Source organism: Salmonella sp. SSDFZ69 (genome assembly GCF_004010755.1).
Classification (GTDB): Bacteria; Pseudomonadota; Gammaproteobacteria; order Enterobacterales; family Enterobacteriaceae; genus Salmonella; species Salmonella enterica.
In genome coordinates this window covers 3,283,519-3,297,622 of sequence record NZ_CP034831.1, presented here as the reverse complement: position 1 = coordinate 3,297,622, position 14,104 = coordinate 3,283,519, and the positions used below count along the sequence as shown (strand labels likewise).

Annotated in this window: 12 protein-coding genes; 10 read left to right on the top strand and 2 right to left on the bottom strand. The window is 50.4% G+C overall.

What is annotated here, in order from left to right:
- Positions 1-142: 142 nt before the first annotated feature.
- The 10 genes from allA to glxK all read left to right on the top strand — a co-directional run bounded on the left by allA (position 143) and on the right by glxK (position 11,988).
- Entirely contained in the window at positions 143-625 is a 483-nt protein-coding gene (gene allA, locus EOS98_RS16520; RefSeq protein ID WP_000764659.1) for an ureidoglycolate lyase, read from the top strand.
- 78 nt (positions 626-703) lie between these two features.
- Positions 704-1,522 (top strand): HTH-type transcriptional repressor AllR, encoded by an 819-nt coding sequence (allR, locus tag EOS98_RS16515; protein WP_000141265.1) that lies wholly within the window; start codon positions 704-706, stop codon positions 1,520-1,522.
- 84 nt (positions 1,523-1,606) lie between these two features.
- Positions 1,607-3,388: a glyoxylate carboligase gene (gcl, locus tag EOS98_RS16510; RefSeq protein WP_126524218.1), complete on the top strand. Its 1,782-nt coding sequence runs from the start codon at positions 1,607-1,609 to the stop codon at positions 3,386-3,388.
- 12 nt (positions 3,389-3,400) lie between these two features.
- A complete protein-coding gene (gip, locus tag EOS98_RS16505) occupies positions 3,401-4,177 on the top strand; it encodes a hydroxypyruvate isomerase Gip (protein ID WP_126524217.1) in 777 nt (258 codons plus the stop codon).
- Positions 4,178-4,278: 101 nt separating this feature from the next.
- Positions 4,279-5,157 (top strand): 2-hydroxy-3-oxopropionate reductase, encoded by an 879-nt coding sequence (gene glxR, locus EOS98_RS16500; RefSeq protein WP_000765815.1) that lies wholly within the window; start codon positions 4,279-4,281, stop codon positions 5,155-5,157.
- A 65-nt stretch (positions 5,158-5,222) separates the two neighbouring features.
- Positions 5,223-6,470: an MFS transporter gene (locus EOS98_RS16495; RefSeq protein ID WP_000005070.1), complete on the top strand. Its 1,248-nt coding sequence runs from the start codon at positions 5,223-5,225 to the stop codon at positions 6,468-6,470.
- 95 nt (positions 6,471-6,565) lie between these two features.
- Positions 6,566-8,020 (top strand): allantoin transporter, encoded by a 1,455-nt coding sequence (locus tag EOS98_RS16490; protein WP_000401066.1) that lies wholly within the window; start codon positions 6,566-6,568, stop codon positions 8,018-8,020.
- A 78-nt stretch (positions 8,021-8,098) separates the two neighbouring features.
- Complete coding sequence (gene allB, locus EOS98_RS16485) at positions 8,099-9,460, top strand: allantoinase AllB (protein WP_000006865.1); 1,362 nt, start codon at positions 8,099-8,101, stop codon at positions 9,458-9,460.
- Positions 9,461-9,518: 58 nt separating this feature from the next.
- Positions 9,519-10,817 carry a uracil/xanthine transporter gene (locus tag EOS98_RS16480; protein ID WP_000484504.1) on the top strand — a complete coding sequence of 433 codons (1,299 nt, stop codon included), beginning with the start codon at positions 9,519-9,521 and terminating at the stop codon, positions 10,815-10,817.
- A 22-nt stretch (positions 10,818-10,839) separates the two neighbouring features.
- Positions 10,840-11,988, top strand: a complete 1,149-nt coding sequence (gene glxK, locus EOS98_RS16475; protein WP_126524436.1) for a glycerate 3-kinase — start codon at positions 10,840-10,842, stop codon at positions 11,986-11,988.
- Positions 11,989-12,067: 79 nt separating this feature from the next.
- Here the strand turns inward: glxK and allE are convergent, their stop codons facing one another.
- Together allE and allC are read right to left on the bottom strand one after the other, a co-directional pair.
- The gene (gene allE / locus EOS98_RS16470) at positions 12,068-12,853 is read right to left on the bottom strand and encodes a (S)-ureidoglycine aminohydrolase (protein ID WP_000540985.1); all 786 of its coding nucleotides are present in this window, start codon (positions 12,851-12,853) and stop codon (positions 12,068-12,070) included.
- Positions 12,854-12,863: 10 nt separating this feature from the next.
- Positions 12,864-14,099, bottom strand: a complete 1,236-nt coding sequence (gene allC, locus EOS98_RS16465) for an allantoate deiminase (protein WP_000589769.1) — start codon at positions 14,097-14,099, stop codon at positions 12,864-12,866.
- Positions 14,100-14,104: the final 5 nt, after the last annotated feature.

Sequence of the window (14,104 nt, the reverse complement as noted above, 5' to 3'; positions counted from 1 at the left end):
ATTTGTGGTCTAAATCTACTTTTGGAAAAATATTCCAACTTTTATGTTGATGTTAAATCCCGAAGGTTTTAGATTGCATGGTATTGAAACCGGACAGAGTCCAAACCGCGGTTAAACGGAATCGAGCTACAAGGGAAAAATAATGAAACTTGAGGTATTACCGTTAGATCAGAAGACGTTCAGCGCTTATGGCGATGTTATTGAGACGCAGGAACGTGACTTTTTTCATATAAACAACGGGTTAGTTGAGCGATATCACGACCTGGCGAAGGTTGAAGTTCTGGAGCAGGATCGCACGCTGATCAGTATTAACAGGGCGCAACCGGCCGCGATGCCTATTGTGGTACATGAACTGGAACGTCATCCTTTAGGTACGCAGGCGTTTGTGCCGATGAACGGCGAGGCTTTTGTCGTTATTGTCGCGCTCGGCGATGATAAACCCGATCTCTCCACGCTGCGGGCGTTTATTAGCAATGGACGGCAGGGCGTCAATTATCACCGTAATGTATGGCATCACCCGCTGTTTGCGTGGCAGACGGTTACCGATTTTCTGACGGTGGATCGCGGCGGCAGCGATAACTGTGATGTTGAAAGTATCCCGACACATGAACTCTGTTTTGCGTGACGCTATTGGCCTTCTTGCATAAGATGAACATATTGTTCATTGTTTATGCTCATATTTTGGGCCGGAGTTAACGTAAATATGACGGAAGTAAGACGACGCGGCAGGCCAGGACAGGCAGAGCCGACTGCGCAGAAAGGCGCTCAGGCGCTGGAGAGGGGCATAGCGATATTGCAATATCTCGAAAGAAGCGGCGGCAGTTCATCAGTTAGCGATATTTCCGGCAGCCTGGATTTACCGCTTTCTACGACGTTTCGCCTGTTAAAGGTACTGCAAGCGGCTGATTTTGTGTACCAGGATAGCCAGCTTGGCTGGTGGCATATTGGTTTAGGCGTATTTAATGTGGGCTCTGCGTATATTCATAATCGCGATGTCCTCTCGGTGGCCGGACCCTTTATGCACCGACTTATGCTGCTTTCTGGCGAGACGGTCAACGTAGCGATTCGCAACGGTAATGAAGCGGTGTTAATCGGTCAAAAGGAGTGCAAATCGATGGTCAGAATGTGCGCGCCCTTAGGGAGTCGTCTGCCGTTACATGCTTCCGGCGCCGGAAAAGCGCTGCTTTACCCGCTCACCGAAGAAGAGCTGGTGGGGATCGTCGTCAATACCGGTTTGCGGCGGTTTACGCCGACCACTCTGGTGGATTTACCTATCCTGCTTAAAAATCTGGAGCAGGCGCGTGAACAGGGCTACACCGTCGACCAGGAAGAACATGTTGTCGGGCTGAATTGTATCGCCTCCGCTATCTATGACGATGCGGGCAGCGTGGTCGCCGCTATCTCAATATCGGGACCGGCTTCCCGGCTGACGGAAGATCGCTTTATCAGCCAGGGGGAACTGGTACGGGATACCGCGAAAGACATCAGTACGGCGCTTGGGCTAAAACCCCCTGTAGCCTGAGCCGCATCCCGCTCGCTGGAGCGGGACTTTTTTAAAATTTTTAAAAGTTGGAAACTTTTTCCAATAAAAAGAGGTAGCAATAAAATGGCAAAAATGAGAGCCGTGGATGCGGCAATGTATGTGCTGGAAAAAGAAGGTATCACCACAGCATTCGGCGTTCCTGGGGCTGCAATCAACCCCTTCTATTCTGCAATGCGTAAGCATGGAGGCATTCGCCATATACTGGCGCGTCATGTGGAAGGCGCTTCGCATATGGCTGAGGGCTACACACGTGCGGCGGCAGGTAATATTGGGGTTTGCCTGGGCACTTCCGGCCCGGCGGGAACCGACATGATCACCGCGCTCTATTCCGCTTCTGCCGACTCTATCCCGATTTTATGCATTACTGGTCAGGCGCCACGAGCGCGTCTGCACAAGGAAGATTTCCAGGCAGTCGATATTGAAGCGATTGCAAAACCAGTCAGCAAGATGGCAGTGACGGTTCGTGAGGCGGCGCTGGTGCCGCGCGTATTACAGCAGGCTTTTCATCTGATGCGCTCAGGCCGCCCAGGTCCTGTGCTGGTTGATTTACCGTTTGATGTCCAGGTTGCGGAAATCGAATTCGATCCGGATATGTATGAGCCGCTGCCGGTATATAAGCCAGCCGCCAGCCGCGTACAGATTGAAAAGGCGCTGGAGATGCTGATTCAGTCCGAGCGTCCGGTAATTGTCGCGGGCGGCGGGGTTATTAACGCCGACGCCGCGCCACTGCTGCAGCAGTTTGCCGAACTGACCAATGTACCGGTGATCCCTACCCTGATGGGCTGGGGCTGTATCCCGGACGATCACCCCCTAATGGCGGGGATGGTCGGCCTGCAAACGGCGCACCGCTACGGCAACGCCACTCTGCTGGCATCCGATATGGTTTTTGGCATCGGTAACCGTTTCGCCAACCGTCATACGGGGTCCGTTGAGAAATATACTCAGGGGCGAAAAATCATCCATATCGATATTGAACCGACGCAAATTGGCCGCGTGTTGTGCCCGGATCTGGGCATCGTTTCGGACGCCAAAGCGGCGCTAACGTTGCTGATCGATGTCGCGCAGGAGATGCAAAAAGCGGGGCGTTTGCCATGCCGGAAGACCTGGGTGGACGAATGCCAGCAGCGTAAACGGACTTTGCTGCGTAAAACCCACTTTGACAACGTGCCAGTGAAGCCGCAGCGCGTCTATGAAGAGATGAACAAAGCCTTTGGTCGCGATGTGTGCTATGTCACCACCATTGGATTGTCGCAAATCGCGGCAGCGCAGATGCTGCATGTGTTTAAAGACAGACACTGGATCAACTGCGGCCAGGCGGGGCCTCTTGGCTGGACAATCCCGGCGGCATTAGGGGTTTGTGCTGCCGATCCGCAACGCAATGTGGTGGCGATTTCCGGCGATTTCGACTTCCAGTTCCTGATCGAAGAGTTAGCCGTCGGCGCGCAGTTTAACATTCCGTATATCCATGTGCTGGTTAACAACGCTTATCTTGGCCTGATTCGCCAGTCGCAACGCGCATTTGACATGGACTACTGCGTACAGCTCGCCTTTGAAAATATCAACTCCAGCGAAGTGAATGGCTATGGCGTTGACCATGTAAAAGTGGCGGAAGGGTTAGGCTGTAAAGCAATTCGTGTCTTTAAACCGGAAGATATTGCGCCTGCATTTGAACAAGCCAAAGCGCTAATGGCGCAATATCGCGTTCCGGTGGTGGTGGAAGTCATTCTGGAACGCGTAACCAATATTTCCATGGGCAGCGAACTGGATAACGTAACCGAGTTTGAAGAGATTGCGGATAGTGCGAAAGATGCGCCAACAGAAACCTGTTTTATGAAATATGAGTAAGGGAGGTAATCGATGTTACGTTTCTCTGCCAATCTTTCTATGCTGTTTACGGAATATGATTTCCTGGAACGCTTTGATAAAGCGGCGTTGTCGGGATTTCGCGGCGTGGAATTCATGTTTCCCTACGATAACGACATCGAAGTGTTAAAATGTAAGCTCAGGGATAATAATCTGGAACATACGTTACATAATTTACCGGCTGGCGACTGGGCGGCTGGCGAACGTGGAATTGCCTGTATTCCTGGGCGCGAAGAAGAGTTTCGCGATGGCGTAGCGGCCGCAATCCGCTATGCACGTGCGTTAGGCAATAAGAAAATAAATTGTCTGGTGGGTAAAACGCCGTCAGGATTCTCCGCAACGGAGATCCACGACACGTTGGTCGAAAACCTGCGCTATGCGGCAAATATGCTGGCGAAAGAAGACATTTTATTACTTATCGAACCTATTAATCACTTTGATATGCCGGGATTCCATCTCACCGGCACTCAACAGGCGTTAGCCTTAATTAAGGATATCGGCAGCGATAATATCAAAATTCAGTATGATATTTATCACATGCAACGCATGGAAGGGGAATTAACGCAAACCATGACGGCATGGGCCGATAAAATAGGCCATTTACAGATTGCTGATAACCCGCGTCGCGGCGAGCCGGGGACCGGGGAAATTAATTATGACTTTATTTTTAATGTCATTAAACAGTCTGGTTATGATGGCTGGGTTGGCTGTGAATATAAACCACTGACTACCACGGAAGCGGGATTATCGTGGATTAATCAGTACCGTTAAAACGCAGAATAATTCGGGCAGCGCTTTTTTTTTCCACTGTGTTGGAAGGGGATTGTGTTGCCTGAATCTGGAAACACCGAAAGCAATAAAAGAGGTTGTATATGAAACTGGGATTTATTGGCCTGGGAATTATGGGCTCGCCAATGGCTATCAATTTGGCACGCGCCGGTCATCAATTACACGTTACGACTATTGGTCCGGTCGCGGACGAACTGCTCTCGCTGGGGGCGGTAAATGTTGAGACTGCACGTCAGGTAACTGAATTTGCAGACATTATCTTCATAATGGTGCCGGATACGCCGCAGGTTGAAGAGGTGTTATTTGGCGAACACGGTTGCGCTAAAACATCGCTTCAGGGAAAAACCATCGTCGATATGAGTTCTATTTCTCCTATCGAAACCAAACGTTTTGCCCAGCGCGTTAATGAAATGGGCGCTGATTACCTGGATGCCCCGGTTTCCGGGGGAGAAATCGGGGCGCGTGAAGGCACTCTGTCGATTATGGTTGGCGGCGAGCAGAAAGTCTTTGACCGCGTTAAACCGCTCTTTGACATCCTGGGAAAAAATATCACCCTGGTGGGCGGCAATGGGGATGGGCAAACCTGTAAGGTGGCTAACCAAATTATTGTTGCGCTGAATATTGAAGCGGTTTCTGAAGCCTTAGTGTTTGCTTCAAAAGCAGGTGCCGATCCGGTACGCGTGCGCCAGGCGTTAATGGGCGGGTTCGCCTCTTCACGCATTCTGGAAGTTCACGGCGAGCGGATGATCAACCGGACGTTCGAGCCTGGTTTCAAAATCGCGCTTCATCAGAAAGACCTTAATCTTGCATTGCAAAGCGCAAAAGCGCTGGCGCTGAATTTACCGAATACGGCGACCTGCCAGGAATTATTCAATACCTGTGCGGCAAATGGCGGGAGCCAGCTTGATCATTCGGCAATGGTACAGGCGCTGGAATTAATGGCCAATCATAAATTGTCCTAATTATGTGTATCGCTGCGGCTGCAGCGATACCTGTTCACAAGGAACACTCTGTAAAGGTGAAGAACATGAGTGAAACTAAAAAATCCGGAATTGATTACTGGAAACAAATTGTTGTCGTAATGAGTCTGGGCTGGGTAGCGATTTGGATCTATCGCACCGTGCTTACGCCAATTTATCCAGAAATTCAGGCATCTTTAGACAATGTAAGTAATGCTGAAATAGGCGCCATTGCAAGTTTTTACTTTTTTGCTTACTGCAGTATGCAAATCCCTTGCGGAATATTGGTCGATAAATTCGGTCAAAAAATCATGCTGATGGCCGGATTTACGCTTTTTATTATTGGTACACTCTGTATCGCGAAAGCCAATGGCCTGACCATGATCTATATAGGGTCGCTAATGGCAGGTGGCGGATGCGCTTCTTTCTTTAGCTCGGCTTATTCACTCTCTTCGGCAAACGTGCCGCAGGCCCGTCGGGCATTAGCCAACGCGATTATCAACAGCGGGTCGGCTATAGGGATGGGGATTGGCTTAATCGGTTCCAGCGTATTAGTAAAAAACATGAGCATGGCCTGGCAGAATGTACTGTATATCGTGGCCGCGATATTAGTAATCATGCTGTGCGTCTTTACGCTGATCATTCGCGGTAAAGCCAAAAGCGACTCTGCGCAAGCGGAAAAGCAAACCCAAACCGTTACGGAAGATGAGAAACGCGCGCCTTTATTCTCTGGTTTATTGTGTAGCGTTTACTTCCTCTATTTCTGTACCTGCTACGGTTACTATTTGATAGTGACCTGGCTGCCCTCTTATCTACAGACTGAAAGAGGATTTGATGGCGGAGCTATCGGGCTGGCATCAGCGCTGGTGGCGGTGGTTGGCGTACCGGGGGCGTTATTTTTTAGCCATCTGTCAGATAAATTCCGTAACAGTAAAGTTAAGGTTATTCTCGGTCTGGAAATTGTGGCGGCAGCAATGTTGGCGTTTACGGTTTTGTCCCCGAATACCACGATGCTGATGGTCAGCCTGACGCTATACGGCTTGCTGGGGAAAATGGCGGTAGACCCGATCCTGATCTCCTTTGTATCTGAACAGGCTTCGGCAAAAAGTCTGGGAAGAGCTTTCAGCCTTTTTAACTTCTTTGGCATGAGTTCAGCGGTTGTCGCTCCAACGTTGACCGGATTTATTTCGGATGTAACGGGGTCGAAGGAGATCAGTTTTGTGATTTCAGCATGTTTAGTGGTCACCGGAACGCTGATCTTTGCTGTCGTCACTTTATATAAAAAGAAAGCAACGCAACGTATTGCTTCAGCTTAAAAATAATTATATCTACTGTTTCTTTATTTTATATTTATTTGTTCCTCATAGCTAAACCCATAACAACGTTATCCGATGCGTGAAAAGAGGGATTTATGGAACATCAAAGAGAGCTATACCAGCAGCGCGGTTATAGCGAAGACTTATTACCTAAAACAGAAACCCAACGAAACTGGAAGGCATTTAACTATTTCACCTTATGGATGGGATCTGTACATAACGTGCCAAATTACGTTATGGTCGGCGGTTTTTTTATACTGGGGCTATCAACATTTAATATCATGTTGGCCATTATTATCAGCGCATTATTTATTGCGGCGGCGATGGTAATGAATGGCGCGGCAGGCAGCAAATATGGTGTTCCTTTTGCTATGATATTGCGAGGTTCTTACGGCGTCCGCGGCGCGCTATTCCCTGGATTATTGCGAGGGGGAATCGCGGCAATTATGTGGTTCGGCTTACAATGTTACGCGGGATCGCTGGCATTTCTTATTTTGATTGGGAAGATCTGGCCAGGATTTCTGACATTAGGCGGAGATTTCAAGCTGCTGGGTCTTTCACTGCCAGGACTAATTACTTTTCTAATTTTTTGGATTATTAACGTTGGCATCGGTTTTGGCGGTGGTAAAGTATTAAATAAATTTACCGCTATCCTCAATCCATGTATTTACATTGTCTTTGGCGGCATGGCTATTTGGGCAATATCGCTGGTTGGCATTGGCCCGATTCTGGACTATCTGCCTTCAGGCGTGCAAAAAGCAGAGCACAGCGGCTTTCTGTTCCTGGTGGTGATTAACGCCGTAGTCGCCGTCTGGGCTGCGCCAGCGGTGAGCGCGTCCGATTTCACGCAAAACGCGCATTCATTTCGCGCTCAGGCATTGGGACAAACATTGGGGCTTATCGTAGCGTATATATTATTCGCCGTAGCCAGCGTGTGCATTATTGCCGGAGCCAGTATTCATTATGGTATGGATACCTGGAACGTGCTGGATATTGTGCAGCGCTGGGACAGTCTGTTTGCTTCATTCTTTGCGGTGCTGGTGATTCTGATGACGACAATTTCAACCAACGCCACCGGTAATATTATACCTGCGGGGTATCAAATTGCGGCGCTTGCCCCGACAAAGCTTAACTATAAAAATGGCGTAATGATTGCCAGTATTATCAGTCTACTGATTTGCCCATGGAAATTAATGGAGAATCAGGACAGTATTTATCTGTTCCTCGATATTATCGGCGGTATGCTTGGCCCGGTAATCGGCGTAATGTTAGCTCATTATTTTGTGGTAATGCGTGGAAAAATTAATCTTGATGAGCTGTACACCGCCAGCGGTGATTACAAATATTATGATAATGGATTTAACCTGACTGCATTTTCAGTCACCCTGGTCGCAGTCATTCTGTCATTAGGCGGCAAGTTTATACCATTTATGGAGCCTTTATCCCGCGTGTCCTGGTTTGTAGGCGTAATAGTTGCGTTCGTTGCTTATGCGCTATTGAAGAAACGCACGCGTTTTGAAAATACAGGAGAGCAAAAACTCGTAGGTTAAATATTGAAAAAGCATTAAGCGTATTTAATGAAGTGTGCGCTATTTAAAAACTATCTGTATCCATACAAGGAGTTTGTTATGTCTTTTGATTTAATTATTAAGAACGGTACTGTCATCTTAGAAAACGAAGCGAGAGTTATCGATATCGCCGTCCAGGGCGGAAAAATCGCCGCGATTGGCGAAAACCTGGGGGAAGCGAAAAATGTGCTGGATGCGACGGGATTGATCGTTTCGCCGGGCATGGTTGACGCGCATACCCACATTTCTGAACCGGGCCGTACCCACTGGGAAGGCTATGAAACCGGTACCCGCGCGGCGGCGAAAGGCGGTATTACCACGATGATTGAGATGCCGCTCAATCAGCTGCCAGCGACGGTCGATCGTGAGACGATTGAACTCAAGTTTGACGCGGCAAAAGGTAAATTGACCATCGACGCCGCGCAGTTGGGCGGTTTGGTTTCTTATAACCTGGATCGGCTGCATGAGCTGGACGAAGTGGGCGTTGTCGGCTTCAAGTGCTTTGTCGCCACCTGCGGCGATCGTGGCATCGATAATGATTTTCGCGACGTTAATGACTGGCAGTTTTACAAAGGCGCGCAAAAACTGGGGGAAATGGACCAGACGGTACTGGTACATTGCGAAAATGCTCTGATTTGCGATGAGCTGGGCGAGGAAGCTAAACGCGAAGGACGCGTAACGGCGCATGATTATGTCGCCTCACGTCCGGTATTTACTGAAGTGGAAGCCATTCGTCGCGTGCTGTATCTGGCGAAAGCGGCAGGTTGCCGTCTGCACGTTTGCCATATCAGCAGCCCGGAGGGGGTAGAGGAAGTAACGCGCGCGCGTCAGGAAGGTCAGGATGTCACCTGTGAATCATGCCCGCACTATTTTGTCCTCGATACTGATCAGTTCGAAGAGATTGGCACCCTGGCAAAATGTTCTCCGCCAATTCGCGACCAGGAAAACCAGAAAGGGATGTGGGAAAAACTGTTTAACGGCGAAATCGACTGCCTGGTATCCGACCACTCTCCATGCCCTCCGGAAATGAAAGCAGGCAATATCATGCAAGCATGGGGCGGAATTGCCGGACTGCAAAACTGCATGGACGTCATGTTTGATGAAGCGGTGCAAAAACGCGGTATGTCGTTGCCGATGTTTGGCAAATTAATGGCGACCAACGCCGCCGATATTTTTGGTCTGAAACATAAAGGACGTATTGCCCCCGGCAAAGATGCTGACCTGGTCTTTATTCAGCCTGACAGCAGCTATGTTCTGAAAAATGAAGATCTGGAATATCGCCATAAAGTCAGTCCGTATGTTGGCCGTACTATTGGCGCGCGTATTACCAAAACGATTTTGCGCGGCGATGTTATTTATGACATCGAGCATGGCTTCCCTGTGCCGCCAAAAGGTCAGTTTATCCTTAAACATCAGCAGTAATCCGGTGTGATTTAATGCCCGTCGTCACGACGGGCATTCTCTATTTTAAGGTGTGGATATGTTCCCTGTTATTAACCGCGAAAGTGTATTGTCCGGCTTTCAGTGGTTTTTCTTTATTTTCTGTAACACGGTTGTGGTTCCCCCTACCTTGCTGTCCGCTTTTCATCTTCCCGCTGATAACCTGTTAATGCTCACACAATACGCTTTTTTGACCACCGCGTTGGCCTGCCTGGTTCAGGCATTTTGCGGCCATCGTCGCGCCATTATGGAAGGGCCGACAGGGTTGTGGTGGGGCGCTATTCTTACGATTACGCTTGGCGAGGCGTCTCGCGGCACGCCGCTGAACGATATCGCCTCCAGCCTGTCGGTCGGGATTGCGATCTCCGCGATGGTGACGATATTTATCGGCATTAGCGGCTTAGGACACCGTCTGGCTCGCCTGTTTACGCCGGCGGTAATGGTTTTTTTCATGCTGCTTTTGGGCGCGCAGCTGACCTCAATATTTTTTAAAGGCATGCTGGGGCTGCCTTTTGGCATTGCCGATACCAGCGCCAGAATCAAATTGGCCCCCTTTGGGCTGGCGGTCGCGGTGATGTGTTTTATCCTCGCGATGATTATTTTCCTGCAGCAGCGTATCTCCCGTTACGCGTTACTGGTAGGGACCGTGGTCGGGTGGGGGCTATGGCGGTTATGCTTTCCTTCATCACACTTACCGCTGGGTGAATTAAGCTGGCGATGGTTTCCGCTGGGCAGCCACGGCACGCTGATGCCGGGTATTATTGTGACGGCGGTGATGACGGGGTTAGTCAACATCAGCAACACTTACGGCGCCATCCGCGGTACCGATATCTTTTATCTGCATCAAGGGTCGGGCAGTTCTCGTTATCGCCGAAGCTTTATGATTTCCGGACTGATGACGTTAGTGACGGTGCCTTTCGCGGTCGTGCCTTTTTCGCCTTTTGTGTCTTCCATTGGTTTATTAACGCAAACCGGCGACAGTTCTCGCAAATCCTTTATCTGCGGTAGCGCGCTGTGTCTGCTGGTTGCCATTATAACGCCGTTAACCCGCTTATTTTGCGCTATTCCACTGGCGATCAGCAGCGCCGTTATGCTGGTCTCTTATTTACCTTTACTTTATTCCGGTTTGGTTTTTAGCCAGCAAATTACGTTTACCGCACGGAATATTTATCGCCTGGCATTACCGCTTTTTGTCGGCATTTTTTTGATGGGGCTTCCTCCGGTCTATTTACAGGATCTTCCACTGATGATTCGTCCTTTGCTTAGCAACGGATTACTGGTGGGAATCTTACTGGCAGTGCTTATGGAAAATCTTATTCCGTGGGAACGCATTAAATAACGTGAGAAAACAAGGAGACATGATGAAGATTGTAATTGCGCCAGATTCATTTAAAGAGAGCTTAAGCGCTGATAAATGCTGTCAGGCTATTAAAGCGGGATTTTCAACCGTATTTCCTGATGCGCGCTATGTTTGTTTACCGATCGCCGATGGCGGAGAAGGAACCGTGGACGCAATGGTGGCTGCGACCGGCGGGAAACGGGTTTCTGTGGACGTTAGCGGGCCGATGGGGGAAAAAGTAAACGGATTTTATGGCCTGACCGGCGACGGCAAAACGGCGATTATTGAAATGGCGGCGGCGAGCGGATTGATGCTGGTGGCGCCCGAGGCGCGTAATCCGCTGCTGGCATCCAGTTTCGGCACCGGCGAATTGATTCGTCACGCCCTGGACGCGGGGATTCGCCATATTATTCTGGGTATCGGCGGCAGCGCCACGGTGGATGGCGGAATGGGAGTAGCGCAGGCGCTCGGTGTGCGTTTTCTGGACGCGCAGGGAACGCCGCTTGGCGCCGGAGGGGGCAATTTATCGCGCCTGGCGAGCATTGACCTGCAGGCGTGCGATCCGCGAATTTCAGAGTGTCGTATTGAGGTCGCCTGTGATGTTGATAACCCGTTGGTGGGGCCACGCGGCGCGGCGGCGGTATTCGGTCCGCAGAAAGGGGCGACGCCTGAAATGGTTGAGACGCTGGAAAATGGATTACGTAATTATGCCCGTGTTTTACATGCCCTGACCGGACGCGACATGTCTCAAATACCGGGCGGTGGAGCGGCCGGAGGAATGGGGATTGCTGCTATCGTCTTCCTGGAAGCGGAAATGAAGCCCGGTATTGAGATTGTTATGCAGGCGGTGAAGCTGGAGGAGGCGGTAAAAGAGGCCTCGCTGGTGATTACCGGAGAAGGGCGAATCGACTCGCAAACGGCGGGAGGAAAAGCGCCGATAGGCGTCGCGTCAGTGGCGAAACGGCATCACGTCCCGGTTATCGGCATTGCCGGCGTACTGGGCGACGGCGTGGAAGTGGTCCATCGCCACGGTATTGATGCCGTATTCAGTATTTTGCCGCGGCTGGCGCCTTTGCCGGAAGTTCTGGCGAACGGTGAACAAAATCTCTACCACAGCGCCTGTAATATTGCCCGCGTCATCAAACTTGGCCAGAATATCGGGACTCGTTAAGCATAAAAAAAGCCACGGTTCTCACCGTGGCAAAATCCAACATAGCTAAATTAAAAATAATCAGGAGGGCTGCCCGCCGTTAAATCATAACGTCGCGGTTACAGTCTTTGGAGTAGATGTAGCTGAATGCTTCGCCACGACCTACACCGTATCCGGCCTGCAGGGAATAAGCGCCCATGAAGATGTAGTCGCCTTTTTTCACCGGCACCCAGTTGTTGTCGAGGTTATAAACCCCCTGGCCGGAAAGGATATAAGCGCCATGTTCCTGGACGTGGGTTTCAATATAGCCGTGGCTGGCGCCCGGTTCGAACGACAGAATATGCATATTCATATCGAAGCCCAGCTCTTTAGGCAGGAAATCCAGCAGAATAACATCTTCCATGCCTTCATAATGAATACGCTCCAGCTGGCTGGCGTTGCCGGAAACCAACCACGGGGCATGCCCCTCGACAGGAGTATAGCGGCGTTTATATAAAAATAGCTGGCTGTCTTCCGTTTGAGCGTTGCTAAAAGTCATCATCTCGCCCGGTGGACAATAGAGGTATCCGCCCTGAGTTAAAGAGAATGTTTTTCCTTCTGCTTTAGCTTCAATATTTCCCGTAATGACATAGAGAAAAGTTTCAATCCCCTCGCCGCCAAAGCCCTGCTGGTTGCCGCCATTCTGATGTAAGGTGACCAGATAATCGACGAAAGAAGCACCCAGCTTCGGCGTCGAAAGGATGGTGACGTCACAGTTTTCAAAGCCGGGAATAATATTTTTCACCAGACCGTCCGGCGTTAAGAGCGCATAGTTACCGTGTTTCACAATGGCGCGGTTCGCCAGTAAATCATCGCGGTAACCCGTGACGTTATTCAGATATCCCATTGATGGCTCCTTATTTTTGCCAGGCAAGTTGATGCAGCATTAATGCCAGAGTTTTGACCCCTTCAGCAAGGTCATTAATGTTGGTACGTTCCGCCGGGTTATGGCTGATACCATTAATGCTGGGGACGAAAATCATACAGGTAGGGACGCGCGGCGCGAAAATTTGCGCGTCATGACCTGCGCCGCTATGCATTATGCGATAGTTCAGTTGTTCGGTTTCACACAGCCTGGTGAGGGCCGCGACCAGTTCGGCGTTCATCGGCACCGGCGCTTCGTCCATCCACAAATCGATATCGATGCTGATATCCATTTCATCGCAGATGGCGCGCATATCGTTTTCCAACTGTTCGGTAAATTCGCGAAGTACCGCGGCGTCCGTATGCCGGCAATCGATTGTAAATGTGGTTTTTCCAGGGACAACATTGACCGTATTCGGCTGCGGCTCAACTTTGCCGAACGTTAATACCAGGGGATCGCCATGCTGTTTGGCTTTTTCAATGGACTGACTGCAAATACGACTGAAGGCATGCACCGTATCGCGACGATAGCCCATTGGCGTTGTGCCTGCATGGTTGGACTCGCCGTTGAGCGTCACCGTGTAGCGACGTTGCCCGACGATGGCGTTGACGACGCCAATCGACTGTCCGTTGCTCTCCAGAACACAGCCTTGCTCAATATGCAATTCAACAAAGGCGCGGATATCGGTTCGCGCGGCGAGCGGCGCGGCGGGAAGGGTAAATCCGCACGCCTGCATAGCGTCGACAAAGCCTGTGCCTTTGGCGTCCTGGATATGGCGTACCTCTTCAGGATTCGCCAGGCCAAAAATGTTCTTGCTGCCCCAAAAAACGTAAGGGAAACGGCTGCCTTCTTCCTCAGCCATTGATACTACCTCGACGGTGCGCAGCGGCGCGCCGTAGGTCGCTTTTAGCCAGTCGAGCGCCAGCCAGGCGGCAAGCGCGCCAAATTGCCCGTCCAGATTGCCGCCGTTGACGACCGTATCAATATGCGAACCGCTTAAAATCACCTGCTCCGGAAATTGTGTGCCGCAAAGGCGGCCATATAAATTTCCGACGTCATCAAAGCGTGTTTCCAGACCGCTTTCTGCCATTCGCTTTTTAAACTGCTGCTGTGTTTCCAGCCACTCAGGCGAATAAAGTAAACGCGTCATTCCACCCGTAGGATCGGCTCCAATGGAAGAGAGCCAGGGCAATGTTTCTTCTATCGCGTGGCGAAAATGCTTTATCATAGAAA

Bases quoted from the DNA above. Each gene is read 5' to 3' on its own strand.
- glxR (WP_000765815.1), top strand. From the start codon at position 4,279: ATGAAACTGGGATTTATTGGCCTGGGAATTATGGGCTCGCCAATGGCT.
- allC (WP_000589769.1), bottom strand. From the start codon at position 14,099: ATGATAAAGCATTTTCGCCACGCGATAGAAGAAACATTGCCCTGGCTC.
- EOS98_RS16495 (WP_000005070.1), top strand. From the start codon at position 5,223: ATGAGTGAAACTAAAAAATCCGGAATTGATTACTGGAAACAAATTGTT.
- EOS98_RS16490 (WP_000401066.1), top strand. From the start codon at position 6,566: ATGGAACATCAAAGAGAGCTATACCAGCAGCGCGGTTATAGCGAAGAC.
- gcl (WP_126524218.1), top strand. From the start codon at position 1,607: ATGGCAAAAATGAGAGCCGTGGATGCGGCAATGTATGTGCTGGAAAAA.
- allA (WP_000764659.1), top strand. From the start codon at position 143: ATGAAACTTGAGGTATTACCGTTAGATCAGAAGACGTTCAGCGCTTAT.
- glxK (WP_126524436.1), top strand. From the start codon at position 10,840: ATGAAGATTGTAATTGCGCCAGATTCATTTAAAGAGAGCTTAAGCGCT.
- allE (WP_000540985.1), bottom strand. From the start codon at position 12,853: ATGGGATATCTGAATAACGTCACGGGTTACCGCGATGATTTACTGGCG.
- gip (WP_126524217.1), top strand. From the start codon at position 3,401: ATGTTACGTTTCTCTGCCAATCTTTCTATGCTGTTTACGGAATATGAT.
- allB (WP_000006865.1), top strand. From the start codon at position 8,099: ATGTCTTTTGATTTAATTATTAAGAACGGTACTGTCATCTTAGAAAAC.
- allR (WP_000141265.1), top strand. From the start codon at position 704: ATGACGGAAGTAAGACGACGCGGCAGGCCAGGACAGGCAGAGCCGACT.
- EOS98_RS16480 (WP_000484504.1), top strand. From the start codon at position 9,519: ATGTTCCCTGTTATTAACCGCGAAAGTGTATTGTCCGGCTTTCAGTGG.